At 58.5% G+C, this 16708-nt stretch carries 15 protein-coding genes; 8 read left to right on the top strand and 7 right to left on the bottom strand.

Translation table 11 applies throughout. From position 1 onward, the window contains the following. Nucleotides 1–5 precede the first annotated feature (5 nt). Together proW and ACRRSD_RS00470 are read right to left on the bottom strand one after the other, a co-directional pair. Nucleotides 6–959, bottom strand: coding sequence for a glycine betaine/L-proline ABC transporter permease ProW (proW, locus tag ACRRSD_RS00475; RefSeq protein ID WP_034154053.1), 954 nt, complete (start codon nt 957–959; stop codon nt 6–8). A 50-nt stretch (nt 960–1009) separates the two neighbouring features. Beyond that, the gene (locus ACRRSD_RS00470; protein WP_435036643.1) at nt 1010–2044 is read right to left on the bottom strand and encodes a quaternary amine ABC transporter ATP-binding protein; all 1035 of its coding nucleotides are present in this window, start codon (nt 2042–2044) and stop codon (nt 1010–1012) included. A 367-nt stretch (nt 2045–2411) separates the two neighbouring features. On the opposite strand from ACRRSD_RS00470, the gene ACRRSD_RS00465 reads away from it, so the two are divergent. The 4 genes from ACRRSD_RS00465 (at nt 2412) to ACRRSD_RS00450 (ending at nt 7494) form a co-directional block, all read left to right on the top strand. Beyond that, complete coding sequence (locus ACRRSD_RS00465; protein WP_007913217.1) at nt 2412–3371, top strand: LysR family transcriptional regulator; 960 nt, start codon at nt 2412–2414, stop codon at nt 3369–3371. A gap of 141 nt (nt 3372–3512) precedes the next feature. After that, nucleotides 3513–4886 (top strand): MmgE/PrpD family protein, encoded by a 1374-nt coding sequence (locus ACRRSD_RS00460; RefSeq protein ID WP_435036642.1) that lies wholly within the window; start codon nt 3513–3515, stop codon nt 4884–4886. Between the two features lie 80 nt (nt 4887–4966). Then, nucleotides 4967–6199, top strand: a complete 1233-nt coding sequence (locus ACRRSD_RS00455; RefSeq protein ID WP_435036641.1) for an aromatic ring-hydroxylating oxygenase subunit alpha — start codon at nt 4967–4969, stop codon at nt 6197–6199. A 143-nt stretch (nt 6200–6342) separates the two neighbouring features. After that, nucleotides 6343–7494, top strand: coding sequence for an MFS transporter (locus ACRRSD_RS00450; protein WP_435036640.1), 1152 nt, complete (start codon nt 6343–6345; stop codon nt 7492–7494). 37 nt (nt 7495–7531) lie between these two features. Here the strand turns inward: ACRRSD_RS00450 and yddG are convergent, their stop codons facing one another. Further along, on the bottom strand, nt 7532–8470 hold the full coding sequence (gene yddG, locus ACRRSD_RS00445; protein ID WP_435036639.1) for an aromatic amino acid DMT transporter YddG: 939 nt from the start codon (nt 8468–8470) through the stop codon (nt 7532–7534). Between the two features lie 282 nt (nt 8471–8752). Here yddG and ACRRSD_RS00440 point away from each other — a divergent pair, with 282 nt between their 5' ends. Beyond that, on the top strand, nt 8753–10096 hold the full coding sequence (locus ACRRSD_RS00440; protein ID WP_435036638.1) for an MFS transporter: 1344 nt from the start codon (nt 8753–8755) through the stop codon (nt 10094–10096). A gap of 42 nt (nt 10097–10138) precedes the next feature. Here ACRRSD_RS00440 and ACRRSD_RS00435 read toward each other — a convergent pair whose 3' ends face one another. Both ACRRSD_RS00435 and ACRRSD_RS00430 read right to left on the bottom strand, forming a co-directional pair. Further along, the gene (locus ACRRSD_RS00435) at nt 10139–11254 is read right to left on the bottom strand and encodes a Rieske 2Fe-2S domain-containing protein (protein ID WP_435036637.1); all 1116 of its coding nucleotides are present in this window, start codon (nt 11252–11254) and stop codon (nt 10139–10141) included. 83 nt (nt 11255–11337) lie between these two features. Beyond that, nucleotides 11338–11949 (bottom strand): dTMP kinase, encoded by a 612-nt coding sequence (locus ACRRSD_RS00430; RefSeq protein ID WP_435036636.1) that lies wholly within the window; start codon nt 11947–11949, stop codon nt 11338–11340. A 126-nt stretch (nt 11950–12075) separates the two neighbouring features. Between ACRRSD_RS00430 and ACRRSD_RS00425 the strand changes: the two genes are divergently transcribed. Beyond that, the gene (locus tag ACRRSD_RS00425; RefSeq protein ID WP_435036635.1) at nt 12076–13209 is read left to right on the top strand and encodes an alanine--glyoxylate aminotransferase family protein; all 1134 of its coding nucleotides are present in this window, start codon (nt 12076–12078) and stop codon (nt 13207–13209) included. A gap of 101 nt (nt 13210–13310) precedes the next feature. Here ACRRSD_RS00425 and ACRRSD_RS00420 read toward each other — a convergent pair whose 3' ends face one another. Then, nucleotides 13311–14006, bottom strand: a complete 696-nt coding sequence (locus tag ACRRSD_RS00420; RefSeq protein ID WP_435036634.1) for a B3/B4 domain-containing protein — start codon at nt 14004–14006, stop codon at nt 13311–13313. A gap of 157 nt (nt 14007–14163) precedes the next feature. On the opposite strand from ACRRSD_RS00420, the gene ACRRSD_RS00415 reads away from it, so the two are divergent. After that, nucleotides 14164–14766: an XRE family transcriptional regulator gene (locus ACRRSD_RS00415; RefSeq protein ID WP_435036633.1), complete on the top strand. Its 603-nt coding sequence runs from the start codon at nt 14164–14166 to the stop codon at nt 14764–14766. A 38-nt stretch (nt 14767–14804) separates the two neighbouring features. Here ACRRSD_RS00415 and ACRRSD_RS00410 read toward each other — a convergent pair whose 3' ends face one another. Next, complete coding sequence (locus ACRRSD_RS00410; protein WP_435036632.1) at nt 14805–15719, bottom strand: LysR substrate-binding domain-containing protein; 915 nt, start codon at nt 15717–15719, stop codon at nt 14805–14807. A 198-nt stretch (nt 15720–15917) separates the two neighbouring features. Between ACRRSD_RS00410 and ACRRSD_RS00405 the strand changes: the two genes are divergently transcribed. Further along, on the top strand, nt 15918–16667 hold the full coding sequence (locus ACRRSD_RS00405) for an SDR family NAD(P)-dependent oxidoreductase (protein ID WP_435036631.1): 750 nt from the start codon (nt 15918–15920) through the stop codon (nt 16665–16667). Nucleotides 16668–16708 lie beyond the last annotated feature (41 nt).

The raw sequence follows: 16708 nt of genomic DNA, 5'->3' as shown, positions 1-16708 counted from the left end.
CCAACTCAATTCGTCACTGGACGTGCAACGTTCTTCTTTTTCTTCAGTTTCATGACCAGCCCCACGGGGCCGCTTTCATACCAGCGCTGCCCTGTGGCCAGATCGCTGCTGCGCTCACCCATTGCCTGGGTCAGTCGGTCAAGGAATACCGCGAGCAGCACCAGCCCGGCGCCGCCGACGCTGGCCAGGCCCATGTCGAGGCGGCCGATGCCGCTCAACACCATCAAGCCGAGACCGCCCACCGAGATCATCGAGGCGACCACCACCATCGACAGCGACAGCATCAATGTCTGATTGAGCCCGGCCATCATCGTCGGCGCTGCCAAGGGCAACTGCACCTTCATCAGCATTTGCGTGGCCGTGCAGCCGAACGCGCGGGCGGCTTCGACCTTGTCCGCAGGGACTTGGCGAATACCGAGGTTGGTCAGCCGCACCAGCGGCGCGACGGAAAAGATGATGGTGACGATCACACCGGGGACGTTGCCGATGCCAAAGAGCATCACCACCGGCACCAGATAGACGAACGCTGGCAGTGTCTGCATGGCATCCAGCACCGGTCGGATGATCATTTCCGTGCGATCACTGCGTGCACACAAGATGCCCAGCGGTATGCCGATGACTGCGCAGAACAACAGCGAGGTCAGCACCAGGGCCAATGTGACCATCGCATCGTTCCACACACCGATCAGCCCAAGCCCGGTGAGGGTTGCGACGCTGAAGATGGCGATGCGCTTGCCGCCAATCTGCCAACTGATCAGTCCGGCGATGATGATGAACACCGTCGGCGGAACCGACAGCAGTCCCCACTGGACACCGTCGAGCACTTGATCGACCGGCCAGCGGATCGAGCGAAACACTTCCCTGAAGTTATGCACCAGGTATTTAAGGGCGGTCTCTACCCACGAGCCCAACGGAATATTTAAACTTTGGAAAGGATCTAGAAAGTTGAAGTCTGACATGGTGCTACCTCGCCCTCAGAAGCGGTGAATCAATTCTGATTATTCGCAGTTCAGTTATTACACAGGCAGCTCAGAAGATGCCCCTGCGAAATCGAACCTTTATAAAGCCCAACTTCATCCACCACCGGCATGGGAGTTGCCGAGGCAGCGACAATATGAAAGATATCGCGAAGAGACGCTTCCGCTTTGATCGGTGTTTGCCCGCCCGGTATATAAGCGACATTGCAATCCTGTTGCGCGATATCGCCCGCTTTCAGAATGCGACTGGTGTCGAAGCCATTAAAGAAATCACGCACATATTTATTCACCGGGTTACAGAGAAGTTCACGCGGCGTGCCGATTTGCACCACGCGCCCGCCTTCCATGATCGCAATGCGATGACCGATGCGAACCGCTTCTTCTATATCGTGGGAGATGAAGATAATGGTGCGATCCTGCTCGGCCTGGAGCTTGATCAGCTCGCCCTGCATTTCGCTGCGAATCATCGGATCGAGTGCCGAGAACGCTTCATCCATCAGCAGAATGGCGGGATCGTTGGCCAGTGCGCGGGCCAGGCCGACACGTTGTTGCATGCCGCCGGAGAGTTGGTGAGGAAAGCTCAGTTCCTGCCCTGCCAGGCCAACCTGCTCCAGTGCGCCCATCGCGCGGCAGTAGCGCTCTTTCTCGCTGACGCCGCTGATTTCCAGGCCGAAGCTGACGTTGTCAATAACGCTCATGTGCGGCATCAATGCAAACGACTGGAAGACCATCCCCATGTCTTTGCGGCGAACTTGCAACAAATCCTTGTCGCCCAGGCCGGTGATTTCCTTGCCATTGAGAAAGATCTGTCCGGACGTCGGTTCGATCAGCCGGTTGAACAATCTGACCATGGTCGATTTGCCCGAGCCGGACAAACCCATGATGACGAAAATCTCACCACGGCGAACCGAGAAGTTCGCATCAAAAACACCAATCGCCTGACCGGTCTTTTTGAACACTTCAGCTTTTGATGCGCCTTCTTTAACCATTTCCATGGCAAGTGCTGGCTGCGTACCGAAGACCTTGAAAACATTCTTTACGCAGATGATCTCGTCGGAACTTGTCATACCATGCCTCCTTCGCATCGTGCACCTTTCGCATTAAGCGACAGGCAAACGAGCAAAAATAATTGTAAGCGGCAGCGGTAATGAATAAATGTCTTCACGACGGGCTTCCTTTTATTATTTTTGAGGTCCCAGGAAAAAGGGATGTTTCAAATCTATTAGCATCACCCCGCTTAATCCAACTACATTTACAGGGACAATTCGATAACGTCGGGTTATCGGTTGCGACGACTGCCATTGCCGAGTGCTGCGTCAGCACCATGAGCGACCGGGTCTATCCCCACAGCGACGCTCGCGTAGCCCTCCCCGCACGGTTCCGTTACCCTCCTCGCGCTTCGTTGGGGAGCTGTATGGTTAGGAGAGTGTACGAATGAGCAAGCATGTCGACCCTGACACCATCCTGCTGAAAATGCCGTCCTTGAGGGCTGTGAAGGCATTTGTCGCCGCGGCCAAATACGAAAGCTTTACCCGTGCGGCGGAGGCGTTGTGCGTTTCGCAAGCCGCGATCAGCCGGCAGATCCGTGAGCTGGAAAGCTATCTGGGCGCGCAACTGTTTACCCGGGTCGGCCGGGCGGTGGAACTGACAGCCGCCGGCGCGGTGTTCTTCGATGCTGCGCAACTTTCGTTCGTCAACATCGCCCAGGCCGCCGAACGCATCCGCAGCAGCCAGTCGACCAAGAAGGTGCTCACCGTCTGTTGCTCGCCGGCCTTTTCCGCATTGTGGCTGTCGAATCATCTGCAGGAGTTCTTCGCCCAGTGTCCGGACATTGAGCTCAATCTGATCACCACGCAGAACTTTCTGACCATGGAACCCGGTGTGCAGCCGGACATCTTCATCACCAAGATTTCGCGCATCCGTGACGGTTATAGAAGTTACCCGTTGTGCCACGACGTGATTTACCCGGTGTGCACCCCGCAGTATCTGGAAAAGCACCCGGAGATTTCGACGATCGAAGGCGTGCGCGATTCGGCCCTGCTCAACCTGAGTCCCTATGGCCGCTCGCAAGTCGCCGAGCATGTCGACTGGGGCGTGTGGCTTGCGTTCCAGGCCATCGATATCGACGATCGACCGCCGAACAGTCCGCAGATCTTCAACGCTAACGACTACAACCTGCTCATCAGCATGGTCCTGACGCATCAGGGCATTGCGCTGGGCTGGAATCACCTGGTCACCGGATTGGTGCAGCAAGGCCTGTTGGTGCGACCGATCGAGCAGCAGGTGCAATTGCGCAACAGCTGGCACTACCTGAGCTGTCGCGAAAGCTCCGAAAACGAAGATGAGCTGCGGCGTTTTCGCGAATGGATTCTGGCGAAGTTTCCTCGCCGCTAATCCGCTCGGCACAAGCGTCGGGTGATTTGGTTATCAATAGCCCGACGAAAATGTTGCTAGAGCGGCACCCTCCCCGTGGCCCATTGTTGAGCTGCGCCGGCCATGATCGGCCCGGCTCAACTCACAGGAAGGGATTGTTGAATGTCACTCTTCGAATTCTGTCGCGACTTTGATTTCCTCGATGCCCCGCTCAAGACCCGCGCAATTGTGCAGGACAGTCTGCTGGACATCGTCGGCGTCATGGCCGGTGCGGCCAGCAATGACACCAGCAGCGCGATGCGGCGTTTCGCTGAACAGCATTACCCGGCGGGCGCCTATAGCAGTCGTCTGATCTTTGCCGGGCAGCGTGTCAATGTGCTCGGTGCGGCTTGGGCCGGAGGTTTCAGCGCTGACAGCCTCGACGCCCACGAAGGCCACTTCAAATCCAAGGGGCACGCCGGAGCGACTGTTGTTCCCGCCGTGCTTGCCCTCGCCGATGCGCTGCATCATCAAGGCCAGTCGATCAGTGGCCATGAACTGCTCACCGCGCTGTGCATCGGTTATGAAACAGCGCTACGGGCCGGCTCCGCACTGATGGCGACCTCGCCGACTTATCACGCATCGGGTGGTTTTTCGGCGCTGGGCGTGGTGTGTGCCGGGGCGCGCTTGCTGGGCTTCGATGAAACGACGTTTCGCCACGCCCTGGGGATTGCCGAGTACTTCAGCGCCCGCTGTCCAATGATGCGCGTGGTGCAAGCACCGACGATGCTGCGCGATGCCCATGGTGCAGGCGCATTTGCGGGTTTGAACGCCTTGCTCATGGCCCGGGAAGGCATCACCGGTGCGCCGGCAGAAACCGTTGAAGACATCACCGTCGCCGAATACTGGACCGACATCGGTGAACGCTGGGAGATCGACAGTCAGTACTTCAAACCCTGGCCAGTCTGCCGCTGGGCACAACCGGCGCTGACCGCCATGCTCGAACTGCAGCGGGAAAATCCTCAGCTCGATGCGGGCTCGATTGAAACCGTTCGCGTCGAAACGTTCTACGAGTCGATGTGTTTGCAGGGGCATACGCCGAATGACGCCGATGAGGCGCAGTACGCCCTCGCCTTTCCGCTGGCCGCACTGATTGTCCGGGGCAAGGTCGGTCCGGAAGAAGTCACCGGGGCGGCGATTTTTGCCGAAGATATTCTGGCACTGAGCCGCCGTATCGAAGTCGTCGAAGCCGCCGATATCTCCGCCCGATTCCCCGACGAAATCCTCTCCAGATTGACCATTACCCTGAAGAACGGTGCGGTGTTGGTCAGTCCGGTCACCGCCGCGCGTGGCGATCCCGAAACGGCCCTCAGCGTTGAAGAGCTGGATCAGAAATTTGATCTGTTCGCCAGCGGTCTCGGTGTAGAGCGCAGTGCCGAAGTGAAAACAGCGATCAAACACATCGCTCAATCCAGCTGCGCCATTACCGCGCTGGACCCGGTTTTTCACGCCGTTCCGGCACGCCAGTCAAACCCCATCGATAACCCCAACGCATGAATTGCCCACAGCAAATGTCGTTTGTGACGGCTGTATTGCGCCCTATAGGCTGAGGGCAATGTCGCCCTGGGAGGATAACAATGAATAAAGAAAGCGTTTTTGACCTGATTGCACAGCGCAAACCCTGGCATTCGTTGCCGGGAGCCCTTTACAGCAGTGAAAGCGTTTACCGCCAGGATCTTGAGCAGATCTGGCACAAGGACTGGATCTTCGCCGGCCACACCTTTGAAATCAGCAAGCCGGGGCAGTATTTCACCCTGCAGATCGGCGACTATCCCGTTGCCGTGGTGCGCGGCAAAGACGGAGAAGTTCGGGCGTTCCATAACGCCTGCCGTCACCGAGGCGCGAAAATCTGCGAGGCCGATCACGGCAAAGTGGCGAAGATGGTTTGCCCGTATCACAAGTGGACGTACGAGCTGGATGGCAACCTGTTGTTCGCCGGCAACATGGGCCAGGATTTCGATAAATCCCAATACAGTCTGAAAAGCGTTCACTGCGAGATCGTCGATACCTACATTTATGTCTGCGTGGCCGCCAAGGCCCCGGACTTCGAGGGTTTCCGCAAAGCCGTCAGTCCTTTCATCGCGCCGCACTATCTTGAAAACTGCAAAGTGGCGTTCGAGTCGAACATCATCGAGAAAGGCAACTGGAAACTGGTCTTCGAAAACAATCGCGAGTGTTACCACTGTGACGGCTCACACCCGGAATTGCTGCATTCGTTCGTCGATAACTTGTCGGTGGGTGGCGTCAGTGGCGAAGATGATCCCGAACTCTCGGCCTACTGGTCCAAGTGCGAGAGCGCCGGGCTGCCAAGTCGTCTGGTGATGGACATCAATGGTCAGTTCCGCATGACCCGTATTCCCCTGTCATCCGGTGCCGTCAGCTACACCATGGATGGCAAACCGGCCGTTGCCGGTCGCCTGGACAAGACAGCTGAAGCGGACATCGGCGCGCTGCTGTACTTCCACTACCCCTCCACCTGGAATCACTTCCTCGGTGACCACGCGCTGAGCTTCCGCGTGCTGCCGATCAGCGCCACTGAAACCCTGGTCACCACCAAATGGCTGGTACCTGACAGCGCAGTGGAAGGCGTGGATTACGATCTTGAACGCCTGACCAAAGTCTGGATTGCCACCAATGATCAGGACCGCACACTGGTTGAAGGCACCCAGCGTGGCGTGACCTCGCCGTCGTACGAGCCGGGGCCTTATTCGGAAACGGCCGAGACTGGCGTTTGTCAGTTCGATGACTGGTATTGCGCGACCATGATGGATCGCCTCAAAGGCCCCATCCCGTTGAAGTCTGTTGGCTGATCTGCGCTCTGTTCACTCATGTTAACCCTGCTCCCTACCAGCATCCCGACGGATGCTGGCAGGGGCTCTTTCGTCTCGAAAAGCTGTTATTCCGGTTCGTCGCCAAAAAAAGCCGGGAGACAGCGATAAGGATGTCCGCCTCAATGAACACCTCGACATCATCCGTGGCGACTTATGCAAACTACGGCGAACGCGTGTCCACGCGCATCGTTTTTTTGATCACCGGCATTGTGATGTCGGCCTGGGCGCCACTCGTGCCGTTAGTGAAAGCCCGTACCGGACTGGACGACGGCGGACTGGGTCTGTTGTTGCTGGGATTTGGTATCGGCTCGATTGTCGCCATGCCGTTTGCCGGTTACCTGACTGCACGTTTTGGCTGTCGGCCAGTGATCATCTGCTCAACTCTCGCGTTGTGTTCGCTGCTGCCGATGCTGAGCCATTTGACATGGCTGCCGGGACTGGCGCTTGCGGTGCTGGGATTCGGCGCCAGCATGGGCATGCTCGATTGCGCAATCAATATCCAGTCCATCATTGTTGAAAAGAACAGCGGCGAAACCCTGCAATCCGGTTTCCACGGGCTCTACAGTGTCGGGGGCATTGCCGGCGCGGGGGCCATGACGGCGATGCTCAGCCTGGGGCTGGATCCGCTGCTGTCGATACTTTGTCTGGTGGCGATCATCCTCGCCGCACTGTACAAGGCTGCGCCAGGTTTACTGACCTATGGCACGGAAAGAGACGGCCCGTTGTTGGCGATTCCACGGGGGATCGTGCTGCTGTTGGGCAGCCTGTGCTTCATTGTTTTCCTGACGGAAGGCGCCATGCTCGACTGGAGCGCGGTTTTTCTCGCCTCGCAACGCGCAATGGAACCCAGCTACGCAGGCTTGGGTTATGCGAGCTTCGCCGCGGCGATGACGCTCGGGCGCCTGACCGGAGACGCCATCGTCCGCCGACTGGGTGGCGTTCGCGTGGTGGCGCTGGGCGGGATCTGCGCGGCGGCGGGCATGCTGGTTTCGCTTGTGTTCGAGAGCTGGCAGGCGGCATTGCTGGGCTATGCCTTGGTCGGCATCGGCTGCTCGAATATTGTTCCGGTGCTGTTTACGGCGGCAGGTCGGCAACAGCGCATGCCCCAGCGCACGGCGATTCCGGCGATCATTTCCATGGGCTACGCCGGCATTCTCATGGGGCCGGCATTTATCGGCATGGTTGCGCATTTCAGTACGCTGGTCATCGCATTGGGGGGATTGGTATTCCTGCTCCTGTTCGTCAGCTACGCCGCAAGATTTCTGAAGACATAACGCACTGGCAGCACTGATGGAAACGGGATTGGCTTCTTCAGTGAGGATTATCGCCCACACTGACCTTGATCGGTGTTGTCTGGGAAATGTCGCGTTGGCGGGTCGCATGCCAACACAGCAGCGAGCCCACCGTCACCAGCACGGCGCCCTGCCAGAATTGCATCTGCAGACTCACGCCCAGCCACACCGCGGCGAACGCCGACGAGAGCACGGGCGCGGAATAGGACGCGGTCGCCAGCAAGGTCAGGTTTCCCCGCAGGATGCCGATGTTCCAGAGTGCGTAGCCACCGGCCATGGCGATGCCCGCGGCCAGCAGTTCCAGAGAGTTTGCCCAGGTGAATGGGGGAATCTGTTCGAGGCTGAGGTACCACTTCAACCACAACACCACGGACGTCAATACGAAAAACAGCACCACCAGATTCTGCCCACCGGCATAGCGGCGCGTGACATTGCAATACAGGGCAAAGGTAATCGCACAGGTCAGGGCCAGGCTGTAGCTCAACGGGTTGGACTGAACATTGCGCACAATCCCCGGCAACGATAACCCCTCGCCACTGACGACCCACAGGATGCCGAAAATCGCCAGCGCGGAGCCTGGAATGATCAACCACCGGGTCTTCTGCCCGTTCATGACAATCGCCAGCACCACGGTCAGGCATGGCCATAGGTAATTGACCACGCCCAGTTCAATGGCTTGATGACGATCACTGGCGAAACCCAATGCCAACGACAGGCACACCTCATAAGCGACAAACAATGCGCTGCCCAGCACCAGATAGAGCCTGGAGGTCGAGCGAATACGCGGGCGGCCGAGAAATACCAGCAAGAGCATGGCGCCCAGCGAATAGATCAACGCAGCGCCCCCCAACGCACCGAAGTGCTCGCTGACGCCTCTGATCAGTCCGGCGGCGGTACTCCACAAAACTATCGCCACCAAACCACACGCCGTGGCGGCCCGCTCACCTTTGATCAGCATCATGACTCCTGGCACAAAATGGCAAACCGACCGCACAGGCTAACCAGCGCAAGAGGATCAATAAAGGAACATTTTTGCCCTGCAAAGGATGAGCTGTCGTTATGACTCAGCCTTGATTGACCTGCGTCCAACTGTCGCAGCAAACAGCCATTGGAAAATTCCGCACAAGCCTTAGAATCCGCGCGCTCTTGCAGTCGCCGGATCTGGTGACCAAAACGTACCCAACCGCCCTGCCCGTCTGGCAGGCACTTGCACCACAACACACTTCGGCTTGGCAATCGCATGCGCAGCGGCGCACGTTGCGCTGTTCGTCCTCTAGAGGTTTTTATGTCTCCGCGTTTGCTGGCCATGGCGCTGGCGCCCCTGCTCGGGCTGTTCATTGTTGCGCTGGGCAACGGTTTCATGTCGTCGCTGACCACCCTTCGACTGGACGCTGCCGGTGCGTCGACCACGATGATCGGCATCGTTTCATCGGCCTACTTCATCGGCCTGACTTTGGGTGCTGTGTTCAATGACCGTTTGATTTTGCGCATCGGCCATATCCGCGCCTACGGCAGCTTCGCCTCGCTGATCGCTGTGACCATCCTGCTGCAGGGCTTGTTCTATGACACTTGGGGCTGGTTCGCCCTGCGCCTGATCAATGGCTGGGCCACGGTCGGCGTGTTTCTGGTGATCGAAAGCTGGCTGCTGCTAGCGGGCGACGCGAAGATTCGCGGGCGCTTGCTCGCGTTGTACATGATCGTCTTGTACGGCGCCGGTGTGCTGGGTCAGGCAACGCTGGGGAAAATCACCGGTTTGAGCGACAGCGCACCGTTCATGGTCGCCGGCATGCTTGCCTCGTTTTCGGTGTTGCCGATCGTGATCCTGCCCCGCGTATCGCCGCTGCTCGATCAGGTCGAGCCGCTGAAGCCACGGCAACTGCTGGGCGTGACGCCGACCGGGCTGGTCGGCTGTTTCGGTTCGGGTGTGACCATCGCGGCGATTTACACTTTGCTGCCGCTGTATCTGCAACGCAGTGGTCTGAATGTCGGTGAAGTCGGCAGCATGATGGCTTGGACGATTCTCGGCGCGATGCTCCTGCAATACCCGGTCGGGCGTTGGTCCGACCGCAAGGATCGCTTGCAGGTGCTGACGATTCTGACGGTGGCGTGCACGGTGTTGTCGCTGCTGATCGTCCTGGTGCCGTTGTCCGCGTCAATGCTCGCGGTGATGTTGTTTCTGCTCGGCGGTGGTGTGTTCGCGCTTTACCCGGTCGCGGTCAGTCACGCCGCCGACCGCGCCCCGGCCGAAGCGTTGGTGCCGATGATTCAGGGCTTGCTGTTGATCAACTCTCTGGGTTCGGCGATCAGTCCGATGATGATCTCTCCGGTGATGAATTCGTTCGGTGCCAATGGTCTGTTCTGGGTATTTGCGCTGGTCAATCTGTGTATGGTCACCTTCTTCTTGTGGCGCCGTGGCAAACGCCCGGTTCCGGCCAATCCCGCGCCGTTTGCGGCAGCAGCGACGTTCTCGCCGACAGGTGCAGAACTGCGGGTGACCGAAGACTTGCGTCAAGCGGTGCAGGAGCATCCGCCGATGGTCGATGCATTGAGCGGCGAGCCTTCGCCGCAGTGTGAGACGCGCTAAGGGTTGCGCCAGTCTGCGTCAAGCGCAGGCTGGCTCGCACCGCTATTCAGATTCGTGGGTGATATCCACGAGAGGAATCGGCTCGATCGCCCAAGCGCGAATCTGACGACGTTCGGGGCTGGGTATTGCGCAGGCTTTGCGTCCGGTGAAAGTACGCGCAAGACGCTCTTCATCGATGCGCCAGCCGCGCAACTCCAGTGCCTGCACATCTTTGCGAAAAGCAATCTGCAGCGCATCGGATTTCAACGAAACCTCCTGCTGAAAAGAGTCCGGCACACGCTCCGGCCGGACGTTTTTCAACACGGCATGATCTTGTTCGAAGATACGGATATTGCTCGCAATGAATCTGCTATCCAGCAGTCGGGTGCGCAGGAACGTTCTACCCATCATCCACCAGGTGCGCGTGTGATTGGCATCAATCGGCACATGCGCCGAGACGATGTAGATCCGCCAGCCGTTGGGCAACTCAAGCTCAAGCGTTGTGCATGGGCCGGACAAATGGAAGCCCGGAACAGTCACCACACTGACAAACTCAGTGGATGATTTGCGCCTCAACAACCCTTTGCGTGCCGGTCTGCGCATAAGCATTTGGGCGCTACCGCTCCACGCATCGCTGTCGACCTCAAATGATTCAATCTCGGGATGATCCGGATCGCCGAAGGTTGAACCATGGACAAACGGTGCGTGGGCAAAGTCCAGACCGTTTTCAATAATCCGGTCCCAACTGGCCTGCCAGTCAAAGTGGCCCGAGACCACGCGGATGGCGGGATCGTCGACCCAATCGAGCATAGGCAACGGTGGACGCTCAGACTCCGGCAGATCACCTAAAAATGCCCAGATCCAACCGTAGCGCTCAAGCGTCGGGTACGCATCGACGCGGGCCTTGGCGGGAATCCGCAGGTCGGGCTGCGCCGGTATCTGCGTGCAGACGCCATCCCCGCCAAACCGCCAGCCGTGATAAGGACACTGCACGCTGTTGCCAACCTTGCTGCCGGCGGACAGCGAGCCGCCGCGATGCACGCAAATATCCGAAAGCAGGTGAGCGACACCCGCGTCATCGCGGAACGCCACGAACGGTTGTCCGAGCAATTGAACCGGCATCAATCCATCAGTCAACTGTGACGATGGGAGAACGACATACCAGAGGTTTGTGAGCATGGGGGGAGTGTGATCCGTCAGTACAGTTAGCTCAGATCGGGAAACCTGAAACTTGAATTCAACCAGCGCCTGCGCATCGACAATCAGCCAAGCACGTTATAGATCTCTGCAACTACCTGAGTCGTTGCGGCTTCGATGGTTCCTTCGTTACGGCACAGCACCCAGCCATGATCGGTAACCGCCTGCTCGAACATCTCGCTACAGGTGACGTGCTCCGCGTGTTTCTGGATCACCGTGCCGCCGAGTCCACGCGATCGTGCCGTCGCCCTCGCCCATGAAATATCCGGCGCGGTGACAACGCCGACATGCAGATCCGGCACGCGCACGCCTCGCTGCATGTTCAACTGCAGAATCTCGGCAAACGGCACGCTATGGCGAAATGCGGCATCTGACGGATACCAGCGGTCGATCAGGATGATGCTGTCCAACGGCTGTTTGGGCAGCACTTGCCGGGAAATCCAGCGACGGCTATCGGCAAGGCGCTGACACACCGCCCACTCCAGATCCCGCGAGGGATGTCTGGCGAGTTGGTTGACGAGGGCCATGGTTTCGCCGCGGTACGGGTCGCTTTTTCTCTCGCACAGCCGAATGACTTTGTGCTTGTCTGCCCGCAGCGCAGCGGTGACGGCCTCCAGCAGTGTGGTTTTGCCGGTGCCCTTGGGCCCATCCAGAGAAATAAACAGCGGCAGCTTCATGGTTCACGCAACGATCGAGACATTGCTGAGCACTCTAACCTCATTTGCGCAAATCAATGAGCTGATCCCTGCCCTTTGCCTACACTTGCTTGCCAATGATGTTTACCCTCTGCCAAAGGAGTCACCATGTCCAAGCTCTATCCGAGCATCGATCCCGAGGGATTGGTCGAGTATTCCGTGGTCTACACCGACCGCTCGCTGAATCACATGTCGCAGTGCTTTCAAGGCGTGATGAAGAACATTTCCACGACCCTGAAACAGGTCTACAACGCTGAAGCGGTAGCGGTGGTTCCGGGCAGCGGTACATTCGGCATGGAAGCGGTGGCGCGGCAGTTCGCCTCCGGCCAGCAATGCCTGGTGATACGCAACGGCTGGTTCAGTTATCGCTGGAGCCAGATTCTGGAGATGGGCAATATCCCGGCGGCCACCACGGTGCTCAAAGCCCGGCCGGTCGAGACGGGTCGCCAGGCAGCCTACGCCCCGCCGCCACTGGACGAAGTGCTGGCAGCCATCGCCGCACAGAAACCGCAGGTTGTCTTCGCACCCCACGTTGAAACTTCATCCGGAATCCTCCTGCCCGACGACTACCTGCGGGCAGTCGGCGACGCCGTGCATGCAGTGGGTGGTCTGTTCGTGCTGGACTGCATCGCCTCCGGCACGATTTGGGTGGATATGCACCAATGCGCCGTCGACCTGCTGATCAGCGCCCCCCAGAAAGGCTGGAGCGCCTCCCCTTGCTGCGCCCTGGTGATGTTCAGTGCTGCGGCGCTTGAGCGCATCGAACAGACGCAAAGCAGCAGCTTCGCCTGCGACCTGAAAAAGTGGCTGCAGATCATGCAGGCCTACGAACAGGGCGGACATGCCTATCACGCAACCATGCCCAGCGATTCCCTCGCGCGGTTCAACGAGGTGATGAAAGAGACGCAAGCCTACGGGTTCGACAAGGTTCGCGATGAACAACAGGCGCTGGGCGATCGGGTGCGCGCCCTGTTGACCGGCAAAGGCATCAAAAGTGTGGCGGCTGCGGGCTTTCAGGCCCCTGGTGTTGTGGTGAGCTACACCGATGATGCCGACATCAAGAACGGCAAGAAATTTGCCCAGCACGGCCTGCAGATCGCTGCCGGCGTGCCACTGCAATGCGATGAGCCGGCCGACTTCCAGACCTTTCGCCTTGGGCTGTTCGGACTGGAGAAGCTGCAGAATATCGAGCGCACGGTCAGCCTGCTTGAGCAGGCACTGGATGAGGTGATGGTTGACTAAAGTCCCATATCGTTCCTAGCGCTTGAACTCCAGAAGGGCATTCCCGACGTGTGCCCTTCTTCCAGCAAGGCGGTTCATCATTCTGTTCAGTGGTCTATCGACTATTTGGCCCCGGGACCAATCAGCGAGCTTTCAATCTGCACGCCGGGCATCATTTGCTGCAAACCTGCGATCAGCTTGTCCCCTGCCTCAGTCAAGGCCTCAAGCGGCATCGCTGGCAAACTCTCCAGAATGAACCACATGCACTTCGCATCGGCCCCAAGGCGGGTTCTGACACCTTGCCGCCAATTCCAGCGGCGGCAGGTCACGCCTTTGTCATCGCGCCAGACCACTTCGCCGGCATCTGGATACTCGACAGCGGGAACGCCCTCTTTCATCGTGTCAAAGGGCTCGTTGCCATCGGCGACGACAAGGCGCGGAGAGCCGGCATAGGCTTTCAGGTTTTCCCCTCCCACCGGAATCGCGTACTCGATACTGATGGCGTTATAGAGATCGACGATGGGATCGAGGCTCGGCAAGGTCCCGTCACGTAAAACCCTTTTACGCAACGCTTCGGCTGAACAAGGCGTGCGCTGCGGCTTGGCCCCGAACTTTCTGAAGGCGTCGGCCCAGGCGGCAAGGTGAGCGTCTCCCCAGCTTGGCCCTCCCGCCTGCACAACCTTGCAAGCATGATCCAGGGCGGCCCGGGCAACTTCAGGACGAGTGAGTGGTGTAGCTTCCACCACAATGCTCAGAGCCCGGAACTCTGGAGCCAGTTCTGCAACGGCTGGATCGATCAATGGCAGTACGGACAGCATCAAAAACCTCCAGGATTCAAATGGTGTTTCATGCTATCTATCGATGACCGATTTAGTCAATATAATGACCGAGCTGATCTGCTTTAGCAGGTGAGCCAATTGACGGCTCGATCGTTAAAGGCCGAGAATTCCAGCACTTTTTTCATGAACCTGATCAATGACCATGAATACCAGCTTGTCGACTACCCCGGGTGCTGATGCTCAAGCTGTCAGCCTGGCCGTCGCACGCACACTCAAACAAGCCCGCAAGGCGCAGAAAATCACGCTGGACGAGCTTTCTCGGCGCTCAGGCGTGAGCAAAGGAATGGTCGTCGAAATAGAAAAATGCACCGCGAATCCCAGTATCGGCATTCTTTGCAAAATCGCCGCCGCGCTGGGCCTTTCGGTTGCCGACATCGTCAATGTGACCGAGGCACCCTCTGCCCATATCATCGACAGCCAGGACATCCCCACGCTCTGGACCGGTGACCTTGGAGGGACCGCGCGACTTCTAGCAGGAACGTCCGGCCCGAACATGATCGAGTTATGGCGCTGGGAAATGCATCCAGGCGAATCGTTCGCTTCACCGGGGCATCCTCAAGGCACGCTTGAACTGTTCCATGTAGAGAAAGGCACGTTGAAATGCTTGGTTGGGGAAACAGAGCTTGTCATTCCTGCCGGGAGTTCGGCAGTGGCGAAAACCGATGTACCTCACGCCTATTCCAACGCGGGCAGATCCAAATTGGTGTTCACCATGTCGGTTACCGAGATACATCAGTAGAGAACCGGCAGTAAGACACAGGCTTCATGACGTAACCGTCAGTAGTTGAAGTCGTGCCCCAACTCATTCTCCATCCACTCCAGAAATCGCCTGACCCGCGGAAAACTGGCATGCGCTCTCGGGAACACCAGGTGGTGCGCGGTGATCGGGGCACTCAACCCTGGCGTCACTTCGACTAACGCGCCGCGCGCCAGATAATCCTGAGCTAGCAGCGTGCTTTCCAACGCAAATCCAAGACCGTGGCTGGCCGCCTCCAATGTCATGTAGGAGCGGTCAAAGCTGAGTGAATAGGGTTTTTCAGGACGCGACAGGCCATGTTGAGCAAACAGCTGCGGCCACTTGATCAGCGTCGCTTCCGACAGGATCAGATTGCAGTCGAGCAAATCTGCGACTGTGCGGATCGGGCGTTGCTGCAGCAGTTTGGGCGACGCCAGAACCGCGATTTTTTCATCGCGCACCGTACGGACTTCGAAACTTGGCCAATTCGGCATGCCGTGACGGATGTCGACATCGATCTTGTCGCGACTGAAATGCAGTGATTCGTAAGAACACGAAAGGTTGAGCTGGATATCAGGATGACTCTGGCGAAACTGTTCCAGCCGCGGCATCAGCCACAGCAACCCGAAGCTGGGCGACGAGTGCAACCGCAGGCAATCGAGGCTGACATCGCTGGCAGCACGCTCTGTCGCCACCGCCAGGCTATGCAGGATACCCGACACTTCAGTCAGGTATTGCTCGCCCACCGGCGTCAACGTTACGCCCCTGGCTGTTCTGAGAAATAACTGACGCCCGATCATCGCTTCCAGTTTGGCCAATTGGTGACTGACCGCTGACGGGGTCAAGTCCAGCAATTCGGCGGCGCGGGCAACGTTGCCGAAGCGTGCCGTTTGCTCAAAGGCCTGAATGGCTTTCAGGGGTGGCAGGGTCGCAGGTGCATCGCCAGATGAACTCATGATGATTGTTTTTCCGCTGCAAGTGGCTTGGGCCGGGCTTATGGCTATTCAAGCATTGGCAGACAGCGCTGGCGAGTGCTGAATTTTTTTCAGCACCCAGTGAAGTTTGCGTTATTGCTCAGGGCCAGGCTGGAGGACAAGCTGAGTCATCGGTTCTTTGCGGACCGAACCCATAAAAACAATTAGAGGAACACCTCCATGCTTCTCCAAGGCAAAGTTGCAATCATCACCGGTGCCGCATCTGCCCGTGGCATCGGCCGCGCTACAGCGACGACGTTCGCACAACAAGGCGCACGTGTCGTCATTCTCGATCTGGATGCCTCCGCAGCGCGTGACGCCGCCGCGTCGTTGGGCGAAGGTCACCTGGGACTGGCAGCCAACGTCGCGGACGAGGCGCAGGTTCAGCAAGCCGTTGCCACCATTATCGAGCACTTCGGGCGCATTGATATTCTCGTCAACAACGCCGGCATCACTCAGCCACTCAAGACCCTCGACATTCGAACTTCGGACTATGACAAGGTGCTGGACGTCAGCCTGCGCGGCACTTTGCTCATGTCCCAAGCGGTGATTCCGCTTATGCGTCAACAGGCCTGCGGCAGCATCGTCTGCATGTCGTCAGTGTCTGCCCAACGCGGTGGCGGCATTTTCGGCGGCCCGCATTACAGCGCGGCCAAGGCCGGTGTGCTGGGGCTGGGCAAAGCCATGGCGCGGGAGTTGGGCCCCGATAACATTCGCGTCAACTCCATCGCGCCGGGCCTGATTCACACCGACATCACCGGCGGCCTGATGCAGGACGAGCGCCGTCACGCCATCATCGACGGCATTCCGCTGGGTCGCCTGGGTGAGGCGCAGGACGTCGCCAACGCTGCGCTGTTTCTCGCCAGCGACTTGTCCTCTTATCTGACTGGCATCACTTTGGATGTGAACGGCGGCATGCTGATTCACTGAGTACTTCTGGGCGGGCCTGTGCGGCCCGTGCGGTTCTGGAT

The organism is Pseudomonas neuropathica, assembly GCF_051174785.1.
In the GTDB taxonomy this organism is placed as follows: Bacteria; Pseudomonadota; Gammaproteobacteria; order Pseudomonadales; family Pseudomonadaceae; genus Aquipseudomonas; species Aquipseudomonas neuropathica_A.
The sequence above is the reverse complement of the archived record's forward strand: the minus strand, read 5'-3'. Positions and strand labels throughout refer to the sequence as shown.